The 14808-nt window shown below is 64.2% G+C and carries 12 protein-coding genes; 3 read left to right on the top strand and 9 right to left on the bottom strand.

What is annotated here, in order from left to right; genetic code table 11:
- The first annotated feature begins 521 nt into the window (after window positions 1-521).
- Window positions 522-1289 carry a GntR family transcriptional regulator gene (locus ACLJPX_RS35855; protein ID WP_410604789.1) on the top strand — a complete coding sequence of 256 codons (768 nt, stop codon included), beginning with the start codon at window positions 522-524 and terminating at the stop codon, window positions 1287-1289.
- 338 nt (window positions 1290-1627) lie between these two features.
- On the opposite strand, the gene ACLJPX_RS35850 is transcribed toward ACLJPX_RS35855, so the two are convergent.
- The gene (locus tag ACLJPX_RS35850) at window positions 1628-2512 is read right to left on the bottom strand and encodes a LysR family transcriptional regulator (protein ID WP_410604788.1); all 885 of its coding nucleotides are present in this window, start codon (window positions 2510-2512) and stop codon (window positions 1628-1630) included.
- A gap of 82 nt (window positions 2513-2594) precedes the next feature.
- Between ACLJPX_RS35850 and ACLJPX_RS35845 the strand changes: the two genes are divergently transcribed.
- The gene (locus ACLJPX_RS35845) at window positions 2595-3449 is read left to right on the top strand and encodes an EamA family transporter (RefSeq protein ID WP_410604787.1); all 855 of its coding nucleotides are present in this window, start codon (window positions 2595-2597) and stop codon (window positions 3447-3449) included.
- A 94-nt stretch (window positions 3450-3543) separates the two neighbouring features.
- Here ACLJPX_RS35845 and ACLJPX_RS35840 read toward each other — a convergent pair whose 3' ends face one another.
- The 8 genes from ACLJPX_RS35840 to ACLJPX_RS35805 form a co-directional block, all read right to left on the bottom strand.
- Complete coding sequence (locus tag ACLJPX_RS35840) at window positions 3544-3786, bottom strand: acyl-CoA carboxylase epsilon subunit (RefSeq protein WP_410604786.1); 243 nt, start codon at window positions 3784-3786, stop codon at window positions 3544-3546.
- The gene (locus tag ACLJPX_RS35835; RefSeq protein ID WP_410604785.1) at window positions 3786-5360 is read right to left on the bottom strand and encodes an acyl-CoA carboxylase subunit beta; all 1575 of its coding nucleotides are present in this window, start codon (window positions 5358-5360) and stop codon (window positions 3786-3788) included. Before ACLJPX_RS35835 ends, ACLJPX_RS35840 begins: the two co-directional genes overlap by 1 nt.
- 232 nt (window positions 5361-5592) lie before the next feature.
- The gene (locus tag ACLJPX_RS35830; RefSeq protein ID WP_410604784.1) at window positions 5593-6570 is read right to left on the bottom strand and encodes a fumarylacetoacetate hydrolase family protein; all 978 of its coding nucleotides are present in this window, start codon (window positions 6568-6570) and stop codon (window positions 5593-5595) included.
- 38 nt (window positions 6571-6608) lie between these two features.
- On the bottom strand, window positions 6609-7529 hold the full coding sequence (locus ACLJPX_RS35825) for an MBL fold metallo-hydrolase (protein ID WP_410604783.1): 921 nt from the start codon (window positions 7527-7529) through the stop codon (window positions 6609-6611).
- A gap of 86 nt (window positions 7530-7615) precedes the next feature.
- Window positions 7616-7963 (bottom strand): acyl carrier protein, encoded by a 348-nt coding sequence (locus ACLJPX_RS35820; RefSeq protein ID WP_410604782.1) that lies wholly within the window; start codon window positions 7961-7963, stop codon window positions 7616-7618.
- Between the two features lie 14 nt (window positions 7964-7977).
- Window positions 7978-9258 (bottom strand): beta-ketoacyl synthase N-terminal-like domain-containing protein, encoded by a 1281-nt coding sequence (locus ACLJPX_RS35815; protein ID WP_410604781.1) that lies wholly within the window; start codon window positions 9256-9258, stop codon window positions 7978-7980.
- Window positions 9197-10486: a beta-ketoacyl-[acyl-carrier-protein] synthase family protein gene (locus tag ACLJPX_RS35810; RefSeq protein WP_410604780.1), complete on the bottom strand. Its 1290-nt coding sequence runs from the start codon at window positions 10484-10486 to the stop codon at window positions 9197-9199. The genes ACLJPX_RS35815 and ACLJPX_RS35810 overlap by 62 nt, the downstream gene beginning before the upstream one ends.
- A gap of 708 nt (window positions 10487-11194) precedes the next feature.
- Window positions 11195-12247, bottom strand: a complete 1053-nt coding sequence (locus tag ACLJPX_RS35805) for a methyltransferase (protein WP_410604779.1) — start codon at window positions 12245-12247, stop codon at window positions 11195-11197.
- A 1340-nt stretch (window positions 12248-13587) separates the two neighbouring features.
- On the opposite strand from ACLJPX_RS35805, the gene ACLJPX_RS35800 reads away from it, so the two are divergent.
- Window positions 13588-14808 carry a helix-turn-helix transcriptional regulator gene (locus tag ACLJPX_RS35800; protein WP_410604778.1) on the top strand — a complete coding sequence of 407 codons (1221 nt, stop codon included), beginning with the start codon at window positions 13588-13590 and terminating at the stop codon, window positions 14806-14808.

Here is a 14808-nt window from a genome sequence, read left to right as displayed (position 1 = left end):
CGAGCGAATAGCTTGACTGGTCTCACAGACTTCACCACCCTGCACCCCCGAGGCGCACCCCTGTCAAGGTGCCCTTTGCCGCACGGCCCCCGGCCGCCTCCTGGACGTCGGCCTCTCGAGCTTCAAGCGCTACGGCTCGATGACCGAGCTCTTCCCGAACCTCGCTGTAGCACCCGGCTCGGGGATAGGAGATATGAAAGGAGGGGCGCACCTGCTGCGACGCTCTTCCGAGGCGGTCGCTCGGTGATTCCGGGGTCGAACTCGACCTCCGGCTCGCCCTGGGCCTTCAGGGCATGCAGGAAGGCTGCGTGATCGCCGCGGTGCCGGCCGCTGATGCGTCAAGGTGCCACACTTGACATGAGCGTCGCCACCGTCTCCGTGAACGCTTGTGAAGCCACGACCAAAAGTACCTAAGTGGGTAGACAAAAATACCGTATTGGTCAGGAATTCGCAAGGAAACATTAAGATCAACAATCGTGAAAACTTGTTGCGCAGAACAGGACTGCACGGACATCGGCACGATGGCCGATCCGGCCAGGGGTGGAGTCCCTGACGATGGTGATATTCCAAGCTACTACCGGGCGAAGAGACATATTCTCGCCCTCTGCAAGAAACTGGGCGAAGGAGTCGCGTTACCTTCGGAACGGCTGCTGTGTGACCAGCTGGGCGTCGCACGCGCCACGCTTCGCCAAGGTATGCTGCAGCTGGTGATCGAAGGGTGGGTGGACTCCCGTCAGGGGAGCGGAAGCTTTGTCGCCAAACGCCCCAAAGTCTCACAGTGCCTGTGCTTGACCAACGAGTCCGCGCAAGATGGCCTGAGTGGCAGGACGTGGATCACGTTCGAACGACGGCCGGCGGGCTGCGAACTCGCACACAAGCTGTGCATCGACCAAAACGACCACGTGATACACCTAGAATGCGTCCGCGGCTCCGACGGCGAGGTTCTGGCCGTTGAGTCGGCGTTCGTCCCGACGAAGCGTTTTCCGAGGTTTAGCCGCCCGCCCGCCCAGAATAGGTCATTGCACGACGAATTGAAGAACCGGTTCAAAATGCTGTTCGGCGGCGCTGACCAGCGAATGGATATCGTGCATGTGAGCCCCAGGGAGGCAAGTCTGCTGGGCACTCTTCCCGCTCTCCCCGGGCTCGTGGTCCACCGAACCTCCTGGGACGCTCGCGGCGAGCCGTTCGAGTGGGTTCGCACCCTGTATCGCGGAGATCGGCTGACCCTCGTGAACCGGGTGGGTTCCATAGAACGCGGGTTTGCCAACGAACGGCACGACCTCCGGTGAAACCCTCACCTCTTACTGCTTCTCAGCTGGACAACGTCGCTCATCATTCCGATCACAGGGATCGTCATATCACCACGCGGCGACGAGTTCGGCGGTCCCCGTCGGGCGGCCACCGCGAACCTTCAGACCGACGGCGAGCCGCCTGGGCGCGATCCGTTCGCCCATATCCGGATCGGCACCGTCCGCATCCCTTCGATGATCCAACGTCCGTTCTCGTTGAACACGGAGTCTCGAGCACGACCTGCTTCGAGAGACGTTGTATTGCCGACACTCTCCGAAGATCGGCGAGACGGCAGCGGGTATCGGGTACTTTCCGGCCGCCGCTTCCCGCGTAAGGGTCAGCGGACCAGGAGCCTGAGGACCAGCGCGAGCGGCGGCCACGCTTCCCGTCCGCGGCGGGTGCAGGCGAAGGCGCGCAGCCGTACTTCCGGCCCGGCGAGCGGAAGCAGCACGACCCCGGGTTTCGTGGAACGGTCGGCCGGGAGCAGGCCGACGTGGGGAGCCGGACCGGTCGCGATGAGGTCCTCCACCAGTTCCAGGCTATCCGCGCGATGCGTGACGCGCGGGGCGAACCGCGCCGTCGACGCCAGCCGCAGGATCACGTCTTCGTCGGCACTGTTGCGGGAGTTGACGATCCAGCCGTGGTCGCGGAACGCCTCGAAGACCTGCACGGTGCTCCCGTGGTCGGCCGCGTCTGCCTCGGGGACCGCGAGACTCCATCGGGCGGTCCACAGTGGACTCGCGGTGATCATGGGGTCCACGACCTCCGGGGCGAGGTCGAAGTCGTAGGTGAGGGCGAGGTCGATGTCATCGGCCAGCAGGGCGGCGAAGGCCTCGTACGGCTCGTACTCACTGATCCGCAGTTGCACCCGCGGGTGGCGCTCGGCGAGCACGGCCGCGGCAGGGAGCACGGACCGCCGCACGGCCGTCGCGAAACCGGCGACGCGCACGGTGCCGACCGGTTCGGCGTGCGGGTCGAGGTCGGCGCGGGCGGCTTCCACGGCGGCCAGGATCGTCACGGCGTGCTCGGCCAGGCGCCGTCCCGCGGGGGTGAGCCGCACGCGGCGGCCGTCCGGTTCGAGCAGGGGCGCGCCGGTTTCCTTCGCCAGCACCGCGATCTGCTGCGAGACCGTCGACGTCGTGGTGCCGAGCACATCCGCCACCGCGCGCATCGAGCCGTGACGGGACAGTTCGAGGAGAAAGTGAAGCCTGCGGGTGTCCACCCGCCGATTATCCATAATTCGCGAACGGTACGTCCACGATTAACACGTGGACGTGAACGATGCGGATCGGTTTGCTGGACGTGTGTTTTCCTCCACCCGATCCGGAGCGGCGCTCACGGTCGCCGCCATGCTCTGCGTCCAGCTCGGCCTCGCCGTGTCCGTCAGCCTCTTCGACCGCATCGGTCCCGACGGTGCGGCGTGGCTGCGCCTTGCCTGGGCGGGAGTGCTGCTGGTGGTCCTGGTGAGGCCACGTCCGTCGCTGTTCCGGCGGACCACGTTCGCGGCCTGTTGCGGGCTGGGCGTTGTCACGGCGGGGATGACGATGCTGTTCATGGAGGCCGTCGCCCGCCTGCCGCTCGGGACGGCGAGTGCGCTGGAGTTCCTCGGGCCGCTCACCATCGCCGTCACCCGCGGCCGCGGCGGCAAGCGGCAGTGGCCGGTCCTCGCCGCGATCGGCGTGGTGTTGCTGACCCAGCCGTGGCGGGGCGACGCCGACCTGCTCGGTGTCGGATACGCTCTTGCGGCCGCCGCGTGCTGGGCGTGCTACATCCTGTTGACGCAACGGGTCGGCGACGAAGTGTCGGGCGTCAGCGGGCTCGCCGTGTCGATGCCGGTAGCGGGGATCGTCGCGACGATCGCCTACGGGCCGGGCGTGTTCGGGCACCTGACCTGGGAGTTGCTGCTGATCGGCCTCGGGCTCGCGGTCCTGCTGCCGGTGATCCCGTTCAGCCTGGAGATGCTCGCGCTGCGGCGGCTGAGCGCCTCCGCGTTCGGGACCTTGATGAGCCTGGAACCGGCCATCGCCCTGACGATCGGGCTCATCGTGCTCCATCAGATCCCGAACCTCGGCGCGGCGGCGGGTGTGCTGTTCGTCGTGGCGGCCGGGATCGGCGCCGAACGAACCGGTGCGCGTGAACCGGTCAGACAGATGCCCTGACTCGCTCGCCGTCACCGTCCGAGCGGCGGCGCTGAATCATCTCCCGCGGACCTTCGAGGTGAACTGTGCCAGTTGCGAGACGAGGTCCAAATCTCTACAAGAAATACGATGTCCAGGTGATCGGGGTTTCCGTGCTGGGGGAGGGAGCCGCTGTCGTATGAGACCGATGGTGCCGCGGCGCGTACGGGGACCGAGCCTTCTGCCAGGGCAGAGTCGGACTCTGTTCCAGAGGGTACTCGCGAGGCGCGGCGTTGATCGCGGCGAGGACGGCGACCAACGCCGCTATCTCGTCGTCGTCCGGCGCACCCCGCACGATTCGAATTGTGGTCTCGTCCATCAGACCGGCGGGTTCCCGTGCTTTCGCGCCGGGACGTCGACGTGCTTGACACGGAGCATCGCCAGCGCGCGAATCAGCAGTTCCCGTGTCCGGCTCGGCTCGATGACGTCGTCGACGAGACCGCGCTCGGCCGCGTAATACGGATGCATCAGCTCGGAGCGGTACTCTTTGATCTTCTGACGCCGGACCGTGTCCGGCTCGTCGGCAGCCTCGATCTCACGACGGAAGATGACGTTCGCCGCTCCTTCGGCCCCCATCACGGCGATCTCGTTCGTTGGCCAGGCCAGGGAGATGTCCGCGCCGATCGAGAGCGAGTCCATTACGATATAGGCTCCGCCGTAGGCCTTGCGCAGGATGAGCTGGACCCTTGGCACCGTGGCGTTGCAGTAGGCGTACAGCAGTTTCGCGCCGTGTCGGATCGCGCCGCCATGCTCCTGGTCGACACCGGGCAGGAAACCTGGGACATCCACCAGCGTCACGAGCGGGATGTTGAACGCGTCGCAGGTCTGCACGAACCGGGCGGCCTTCTCGCTCGCCTTGCTGTCGAGCACTCCGGCAAGAGTGGCAGGCTGGTTCGCCACGATGCCGACCACTTGTCCGTCCATCCTGGCCAGCGCGCAGACGACGTTGGCCGCCCAGGCCGCATGGATCTGGAAGAACTCGCCGTCGTCGACGATTTCCTCGATCACCGCGCATATGTCGTAGGCATGCGCCGAGTTGGTCGGAACCAGCTCGGCGAGCCGGTCGGTGGGCCGGTCTGCGGGATCGGTGGTCGGTTCATGCGGTGGAGGCTCGTTGTTGTTGGCGGGCAACAGGGAAAGCAGATAGCGTACGTCCTCGAGGCAGGACTGCTCGTCATCGTAGGCGAACGAGGCTACGCCGGACGTCGTCGCATGGATGTCGGCGCCACCGAGACCGTCCAGTGTGATTTCCTCGCCGGTCACGGCTTGTACCACCTCAGGGCCGGTAAGGAACATCTGAGACGTCTCGCGAACCATGAAGACGAAGTCTGTCAACGCGGGGGAGTAGGCCGCGCCACCCGCGCAGGGGCCGAGTATCACCGAAATCTGAGGGATGACTCCAGAACAGCCGGCGTTGCGCTGGAAGATCCCGCCGTAGCCGGCGAGCGCGGTGACGCCTTCCTGGATCCGGGCGCCGGCGCCGTCGTTGAGTGACACCAGTGGCACGCCGGCGGCCTTGGCGAGGTCCATCACCTTGTGGATCTTCTGTGCGTGCGCTTCACCTAGCGATCCGCCGAAAATGCGGAAGTCGTGTGCGTAGGCGAATACCGTCCGGCCGCGGACCGAGCCCCAGCCGCAGATCACACCGTCCGAGTAGGGACGCTGGTGCTCCAGACCGAATCCGGTCGCACGGTGCCGCCTCAACGCCTCGATCTCGGTGAACGTCCCAGGATCGAAAAGCAGCTCGATCCGCTCGCGCGCGGTTAGCTTGCCGCGCGCATGCTGCTTCAGCGTCGCCGTGTCGTCTGACCCGTGATACGCGGTTTCCTTGATCTCACGCAGTTCGACGAGGCGGTTCCCGATAGTGCCCTCTGTCGCCTGAACCTCAGACATGGATCGATCCCCTTTCGGCGAGCCGGTCGCCCAGGTATCGCGGATCACGTCCTGGTGGCGGGTCGGGAAGACGCGCTACTTCCGTCTCTCCTCTGGACGAGGGAGACGGCTGTGAACGGTTCGGGCGTGTGCGCTCGGACTCGGCAGGGACATTCAAACATGAGACCGTGAGGTCACAATCGGACTTTCCATGGCGTGGAACCCATATCCACTCATCTTTGTATCGCGGTGTTCAGCGCGCTGACGACCGATCACGTGGCTGCGGGTTCCAGCGAGCGGGCTCCGGGTCGCCGACCGTATTGACGAGTGAACCGATGCCGTTGATGTCCAACTGGACTACGTCGCCGGGCGCCAAGCGACGTCCGAGCTCCCAGCCGCTGCCTCCGGCGACCGTGCCGGTGCCGATGACCTCACCTGGGACCAAGGGTTCGGACCTGGACGCGTAGGCGAGAATCTCGCCGATACTCCAGACCAGGCTGCCGCTGTTGCCTGCCGACCACTGCTCGCCATTGATCGTGGCGGACATCGCCAGGTCGGAGAGATCCAATTCGTCCAGTGTCACCACCCATGGACCTATTGCTGTGCAGAAGTCTTTTCCCTTCGCGGGACCGAGTCGGCCGTCCATTTCGTACCGCAGCAGGTTGCGGGCACTGAAGTCGTTGAACACAGTGACACCGAACAGCGCACGATGTGCGGTCTCCGGAGTCAGGTTGCTGGAGTGGGTGCCGACGACGAGACCGAGTTCCAGTTCGTAATCCAGGTGCTCGCAGCCGACAGGCCAGGTCACCAGCCCTCCGGTCCCGATGACAGTGGACGGGTTGATCTTGAAAAACAGAGGTACTTCGAACCAGACGTCGGGTGCGTTCACCTCATGGTTCTTGAAGGCGTTGAAATCACGCAGCACAGGCGGGTCCACCGGAGGAAGCCAATTCACGTCGGTCAGTGCGATACCGTCGAGGAGGTCGCACTGCTGATGCAGTCGCGTCACGGCGTCGGTGAATGCCGTGCCGGTCTCCAACGCTTCCGTCAAGCTGCCCGGGAACTGGGCGGTTGCCAGGCGGGTGGCCATGCGGTGGGATGCTCCCCGCTCGATCAGCCTGCGCCGTTCGGCCGCCGCGAGGTCCAGGACGGTATTGGTGTCCGGATGGACCGAGACCAACCTGGGAACCGGTCCATCGGGGGATTGCCGGATGATGCGTCCGATCTTCATGGTGTGCTCCGAGGTTCACGGATGGACAGACGGGCTTCCTAGGCGAGGCAGCGAAGGGGATGTCCGGCGAACTCGGTCATCATCGGCGCTATTTCCTTACGCGCCAAAGGCGTACCGATGGGCTCACCACGCAGCTCGGAATAAGTGCGGGCGATGTTCGCGACCAACCGTTCGCTGTCGCTCCATTCCGCGTACTCGCCCAAGGTCGTGGCGCGGGCGGCTTCCAGGGGCGTCAGACCACGAGTGTAGCCCCGGCGTGCGGCACTCTCCACGAGATCGAAGTAGCCGGCTACGGCGTCGAAGATCTCCGGACCCCCGGTCGGGCCATGGCCGGGTACTACGAGTCGCGGCTTCAGGCTGCGCAAGATCCCCAGGGCCAGGCGCGAACCGGCTAGCGAGCCGTCCGTGATGACCGGGGTGCTGCCGTTTAGGGCGACGTCGCCGGCGAACAGGACTCGCTGCTGTGGCAGCCATACCACCACGTCTCCTAGGGTGTGCGCGGGTGCGACGGGGATTACTTCGACGGTTACCTCGCCCAGCAAGATGGTCGATCTCGCGTCACTGCAGAGAGTCGGTGGGGAAATTCGAATGTCACCGAAGTCCACGGCCCCGAAATAGGGCACCACGTCCAGCCCTTCGGAGAGGATCTTCTCACGACAGTAAGGATGCCCGACTATCGTGGCCTCGGGGAACTGATAGTTGCCAAACGTATGGTCGCCGTGATGGTGCGTGTTCACGACGTATTTTACTGGACTTGTGCTGACGCGGCGAATCTCTTCGCGTAAACGATTCGTTCGACGTTCGGTGAAGCACGTGTCGACCAGGAGTGCTGTGTCACCGCTGACGATCACCCCGCTGTTGTTCAGCCCCCAGCCCCAGTCCGGTTGACTGAACACGTACACGCCATTCTCGATCTGAACCAGATCGCCGAGCGCGGCCGGTGTGATGGCTTCCGTCATCGGGCACTCCTATCCATGTCGATTCGACCGGGGCGGTAGTCGCAAATCGCTTTTGTGTTGACATGTGCGCCACGAAGCGTTGGCGCCTAAGCCGGCGCGATCGAGTCCGATTTTCCCGCCGGCTCGGCGGAGGCAGGTGTCATGTCATGATCCGCCCGCCTGGGCCGGTGGATTGTGTTCCCGTGTGTTAACAGGCCGCGCACGTGGTCGACGAAATCTTGAGAAGTATTAGTATTCACTGCCGCCGTATCAGACACCGCTACGCCGAAGTTCTGTTTCACGCAGGCGGCAAGCTCGATAATCGCGATCGAATCGTATCCCAGTTCTTCGAACGTCGTCGTGGCGATGTCGGAGTCGAGGTCGACCGACTCCGGTTCGCCGGCGCAAGAGCGGAGCAGGGATCGAAGATCATCCATGTCGAAGGTGGTGGTCATGAGTACTCCCTAGGTCAGGTCATCGCGGACAGCACGACGGCGGAGTTGAACCCGCCGTCACCTCTGGCCAGCACCAGGGCGTGGCGCAACGGGGCCTGCCGAGGTGTGGTCACCAAGTCGATGCCGTGGTCGGCCATCGCCGTACTGCCCACGACTGGAGGGATCTCGCCGTTGTGCAACGAGAGCAAGGCGGCGGCGACATCCGCGGCGGCTCCGGCTCCGTACATTCGGCCGGTCATGGACTTCGGCACGGTAACCGGTACCCCGTACATCCCGAAGAGATCGCGGATGGCCGTCGCTTCCGCGCGGTCGGCGGCCATCGTGCCCGCACCGTCGGCGAACACCACGTCGATGTCACAGGCTTTCAGGCCCGCGTCAGCCAACGCGAGCTTTGCCGCCTTGGCCAAGTTCGGCGGTCTACCGGTCGCGACGTGGGGATCGAAGGTGGCGCCATAGCCGGCGACCACGCCATAGCCGACGTCACGCTCTCTGGCCGCGGCCAAGGGCTCCAGGACCATCATGGCGGCACCTTCGCCGGGTACGTGTCCCGCGGCGGCCTGATCGAAGGGCAAGTATGCCGTGGCCGGATCGGAACCGGTGCTGAAGGTGTTCGCCGTGGCTTCCGCGGCGATGCCGTACTGGCAGATCGGTGCGTCCGCACCTCCGGTTACCACGAACCGCTGCCCGTCGCGCAAGCGCCGCCGGGCCTGTCCGATCGCGTCCAGGCCGCCGGCCTGGCCGGTGACGACCACACCGCTGGCACCTTTGAGTTTGTGGCGGATGGACAGTTGCCCGGTGTTCACACCATAGAACCAGGCATAGGACATGTAGGCGGTGACATGCTGCGGGCCTCGAGCCCAGAGGCGTTCCAGTTCGTGTTGTATGAACTCGACCCCGCCGAAGGTCGTCGTGGTGATCACCGACCCGGTGAACTCCGGCAGCAGGGTCAGGTCAAGCCCGGTGTCGGTCAGTGCCCAGCCTGAGCAGGTCAGTGCCAACTGGGTGCTTCGGTCGGTGGACGGGATCAATCGGCTCGGAATGTGTTCGTGAGGAACGAAGTCGGCGATCTCGCCGGCGACCCGGACCGGGTAGCGATCCACCGGGAAGCGGGTGATCGGACGGATGCCGCTTGTTCCGGCACGTGTCGCGCTCCAGAACTCGTCGGTCCCCAGTCCATTCGGAGCGGCTACCCCGATGCCCGTGATCACAGGGACCCGAGACTCGAAGCCGGTATCAAGAAGCTGACTCATCGCAGTGCCCTTCCCGCGTGAGCAAAGCGGCGCTTTGGAAGCCACCGAAACCGCTGCCCACGCTCAAAGCCACATCGACTCGCTGTTCCCTCGCTACAAGTGGCACGTAGTCCAGATCGCAGTCCGGGTCGTTGGTGCGCAGATTTGCGGTCGGGGGGATGACGTTGTTCTGGATGGCTAGTGCACACGCTGCCAGTTCGATAGATCCGATGGCGCCGAGAGAGTGCCCGATCATGGACTTGATCGAACTGATCGGGATGCGGCGCGCCTGTTCACCGAGAGCCAGCTTGTAGGCCGCCGTCTCGTGGCGGTCGTTCTGTTTGGTACCGGAGCCGTGTGCGTTGATGTAGCTGATCTGGTTCGCCAGGACTCGGGCCTGGTTCAGGGTTCCGGAGATCGCGTCGGCCATCTCCCGGCCGTCTGGGCGCAGCCCGGTCATATGGTGTGCGTTGCACCTGGCGGCGAACCCGGCAACCTCGGCGATGACCTGTGCTCGACGCGCGCTCGCGTGCTCGGCGCTCTCGAGCACCAGCACAGCGGCGCCCTCTCCCAGGACGAAACCGTCCCGTTCGGCGTCAAAGGGTCTGGCGGCGTGCTCAGGGTCCTCGTTGCTGGCTGATGTCGCTCGAATGGCATCGAAGCATGCCACGGTGATCGGCGTGATCGGAGCGTCCGTGGCACCGGCGAAAACCACGTCGGCGCTGCCCTCGCGAATCAAGTCACACCCATAGCCGATGGCATCCAGGCCGGACGTGCATCCGGCCGACACCATCGCGGCAGGCCCCTCGGCACCTACCAGCCAGGCGATTTCGCGCACCAGGGAACTCGGCGAGTTATGGTCGGCCAAGTGGGCGCTCGCAAGTCCCGGGTCCAGGTCTGTCGTCGTCCCGTCGGCCGAAAGCATGCGGTAGGCGTGATCGAGTTCGCGTACCGATCCGACCGCGCTTCCCAAGGCCACGCCGACGCGGGGGGCCAATTCATCGGTAACGTCCAACTGGGACTGTTCCAGCGCCTCGCGCGCGGCCACGTAGGCGAACTGCATGGACCTGCTCATCTCGCGAGCCTGTGACTCGGTCAAACCGTTGGTGGCGGGATCGAAGTCGCATTCGGCGGCGATCCTCGATCGAAAGCCAGTCGCGTCGAACGCGGTGATCGTCCGGGTGGCGCTCTTCCCCGCGGTCAAAGTCTCCCAGAACTGCTTCACTCCAATGCCTCTCGGTGCCACCACGCCCACGCCGGTGACGACGACTCGCCTTCTTCGGGTATAGAGCATCGTTGGGTCCCTGTCAGTTCGCTGCTCGGCATTGCCGGCCCCGTGTCAACCTGCGCAACCAGGACGCCTGGTGTGGTGGCAGCCCGGGACTCGGCCCGGAAGCCGCGGCCGAGAACATCAGGCGTACGCCATGGTTGAACGCCTGGCTCTTTCTGGACCGCCAGTAGGTAGCCGCCGATGGTGCGGTGCTGCCTCGCCTGAGTGGCCTGTGTCGTGGTCGCCGGACTCAGGTGGGTCGACCTGGTGATTGTTCGGTCTCGAAGGGCGTGACTGGATCCTAAGTGCACCTTGTGGGCGTACTTCGTTCGAGGCTGTGCAAGCTGATGTGCGGGCTTCACCTCCAAGGCCACAACCATAAGGACCACCTTCGTTTGACGCATGGAGCCGTTCCGTGCAATGGAACAGCGTCTGCGCACCAAGGCGTATGCCGTGTGTCAACGAGCCGCGGGACCATCGACCAGCGGTACGCGGATGGTCATCACGGCAGCCTGGGACGGCCACCTGGCGATAGGCGTGGCCGGGGTGCGCAGTCCTCACGCTCCCCGGCCACAGCGGGGCAAGACGGGAGCGCCGGTGTGCTCCGGCTCGGTCCCGTCATTCCCCGTCGCGGCCCTTGACGGCACGCGGCGAGGAGAATCCACCCGCTTCACGCCGACGTGCATGGCTAGGGCCAACTTTCGACCATGTCCAATCGGTCCGCGCACGCTGTCAAGGTTTGTAGGCGATGATCACCCCGTTGGTTCCGACAGCTTGACAACTGATCATCTCGACATCGGTGAATCCGGTTTCGGTCAGCCAGAGCCTGTACTCGCTTCCGGAATAGTTCTTCCCTCCCGCGGTCTCGACAAGCATGTTCATGCCCATCAGTGCCGCTTCGGGAGGGCCGGTGCGCTCATCGTTGAGAAGAATTTCACTGATGATGATCAGGCCGCCTGGCGGCAGGGCTTCGAAGCACTTCGCCAGAATCTCCCTGTCGGTCTTCTCATCCCAGTCGTGCATGATCGAGGAAACCATGATCGTGTCATATCCCGCTGGAAGAGCCTTGTCTTCGAGGAAGTTCCCGGACACGAAATCTATGCGCTCGCTCAGTCCTGCTTCGTGCGCTTTATCGGTGGCGGTCTCACGTACGAATGGGAGATCATAGACAGTCGCACGAAGCTCCGGGAATGCTCGGCAAAGCTCGATTGAGATTGCCCCGGATCCGCCACCCACATCGAGCAGTCTGGTGCGCAGGGCGAAATCTGGAAGGATGCTCGCCAGTTCGCGCCCGGTCGACATGGACAGCGAGTGCATGGCCTCCCAGAACAGGCTGAGCAAGACCGGGTCTTCGCCGTGGAACAGTCCAGGTTGAACGGCTGGATCCCAGGTGGTGGGTCGGTTCTCCCGCAGGGCGCGGCTGACGTCCTGCCATGCCGGGTATTCTCGATGGTCCAGCATGCGAACGAAGCCGCCGAAATAGTACGGTTGCCCTGGGATCAGGAACTCTCGCGACAGCGGAGTGTTCACATAAATTTCCCCCTCCTTTTGGAGTAGTCCCAGGGATGCGCACGCGGCGAGGAGCAGGTCGGCGGGGCGATCCTGGATCTGCAGGACTCGGGAAGCGTCTTCCCTGCTCAAGCCACCCGACTTCTCCGCTTTGTCGAACAGGTCAAGCTCGACTGCCGAGGCCAACGTCTTGGCTGCCCAGAATCCGGTGATGAGCTGCATGAGTGGTGCGGGGGAAGGGGCCTTATTTGTGGCGCTGATCAACTGGTTGCTCATGACTCCCAACCTTCAATGTGTTCGGTGCAGTTGATGTGCTTTCCAGGTTCTTCGCCGTTGTGGTGCCGAGCGGATCCGTGCCTTCGAGTCGTGCTATGAGAACGGTTCGGGGCTGGGTGAATTTTGATGAGTCTTCGCTGGTCGCTGATCGCCTTCGGCGGCGCTGATCAAGCGGCGAAAGACCGATCGCACTTTCGGGTGATCGCTGTGATGTCCTCGTTCAACGTGCGAATACGTGGCTCGGACACGATGGCTTCCTTCCGATGAAGAGGGAATCCCGGTAATCGGCAAGGCGTCGAAGTTCGGTGACTTTCACGCGAACTGAATCAATTAGTGGACACTATCAAGAAGATGTGTGTGTCGGCGAGCCGTGCGTCTTCAAGACTTGTCGATCCGGTTAGGTTCTTTGCCCGAACGCATCTTCATGTCGACCGGGGCGCACCCTGATTTTCAGTACGTGACCAGTAGGGCTCCGGTCGAACTGGTATCGCCGTGGGTGACCGTCGCGGCTGACCCGTATATGCCGCCGATCTTGGTCGGCATACTTGGATGTCACTGTCGTGCTGGAAGGCTGCAGGGCCGCAGCCCTTTGTCGGGTTGTCCCTCGCCGGTCGCGGCCGCCATGCGTCAGATGGCATGACCTTGGTCGACGGGAGGTCGCGGGCGTCCGGCGCGGGGCAGGCGAACCAGGGATCCTGGGGTTTTCGCGAGTCTGTGTATCGGCCAGGTCGGCTGTTCGGCAAGTGTGCGAATGGAACGACCGAGACTACGCGAATTCGTTTTATCGGCAAGCATGGTTTTAAGAGCAGTCCCTGGGGTCAAGTCGTGATTCCTTTAAGTTTCCAAGCCGGACTCTCTTGGTTTGATATTGGTTCTTCGGCGCCTTCTCGGGTGGCCGAGAATGGCCCCGGCGGGTGCACTTTCGGAGCGTCCTCGAAACTTCGGGAGAAAGTTCAGGTGAGATGAGAGGCCAACGTTTCGGTACAGCCTGCTGTACCTGTCATTTGGCAGCTCACTGGATCGTCGACGCCGTCTCCGTGGCGCACTCTCGAAAGAGGGCACACGGTGTTCCTGGGCAGCCGAAGGATGATTTCATGCACGAATCGAATGAGGCCGATGATGTCGAGATCATTCTTCATTCTCTCGAGGAGGCGCGGACCGAACGTGCCCGGCTGGGTGGAGCAGGTCGATGGAGCGAGGCGGAAGAGACGGTCTTGTCAGCCCTGCGGGGTGCCCTGTCGGTCTCGTCGTCGGAGAGCGCCGGTATCGACTGTGCCACGTTGGTCTATGTGGCGGGTGCCCCGAGGTCGGGACACTGGGTCCAGAGGGCCCGTTGCGTCATGCCTCAAGCGCGTCTCGCCGCGACCGCGGCGATATCGCTGGTCAACCGGTGTGAGCGCCAGGCCGCGGTGGACGCCGCACACAGGGCACTCGCCGGGTCGAGCTGGGATGACCTCGGTACCTTCTGGCAGGCCGTTCTCGCTCTCCTGTACGCGGGCGAGGTCGATGCGGCGCACGAGCAGCTGGAGCGGGTACAGAAGCGTTCAGGCTGGGAGGTATCGCATCCGCACCGCTCGGCGGTGACCGTGTTGCGGGCGAGAGCCGCCTCGCTGAGTGGAGAGCCGGCTGTAGCCGCGAGGCTACTGTCCGACGCGCTCCGGCGCGGCGTATTCCCCCAGTTCACGGAGGTGGCAGTGGCCTGGGCTGTTCTCGCGCTCGCCGACCTCGGCGAACTGGAGCGTGGTGAGAATCTGCTCTTCGCCTTCGGTTTCGGTCACGCCATCGAAAAGGCGTCGGATCGAGCCGAGATCCTCGCGGCACGGGGAGTGCTGCGGGAAGCCGCCGGACGCCAGCAGTCCGCGTACGAGGATTTCACCGCCGCAGGACGTGTGCTGGTCGAGTGGGGAGTCACCAATCCCGCGGTGATCGGCTGGCGTTCACAGGCCGCTCTGTGTGCTGCCGCGACCGAACGACGTAGCCTGGCGCGTTCACTGGCCGACGATGAACTCCTGCAGGCTCGTCGCTGGGGGACGTCACATGCGATCGGTTCCTCGCTGCGAGCCGCCGCACTTGTGTCCGAGGACGGCCGCGACATCGAGATGCTCACCGCCGCGATCGGCCACCTCCGGCGTGCTCGAGCGCGGGGAACGTTGCTGCGCACTTCCTATGAACTCGGGCTCAAGTCGGCACTCGCCGGCAGAGTCGAGGAGAGCCGCGCCGCCTTGGAAGAGGCTCGCGAGACGGCTCGTTATCTGGGGAGCAGAGTCTGGGTGGACCGTGTCGACGAGGCGTCCAGGCGGTGGGTCGTGACCAGCGCCGGGAAGCGACTCACAACACGAGAACGTGAGGTCTTGAGCCTCGCGCAAGTCGGTCTCGGCAACCGGGAAGTGGCCGAACGGCTACGGCTGGCCAACAGCACTGTGGAGTTCCACCTGTCGAACATCTATCGCAAGCTGGGTATTTCCGGCAGGAACGAGCTGAGGTCCATCCTGTTCCCCGTGTCCACGGACCAGACGCCGAGATCGGTCGGCGATAGGGAGGATCCGCCAGCCAGGACCTGA

The organism is Amycolatopsis sp. lyj-90, assembly GCF_046549035.1.
Taxonomy (GTDB): domain Bacteria; phylum Actinomycetota; class Actinomycetes; order Mycobacteriales; family Pseudonocardiaceae; genus Amycolatopsis.
This window is presented reverse-complemented; position numbering and strand designations above follow the sequence as displayed.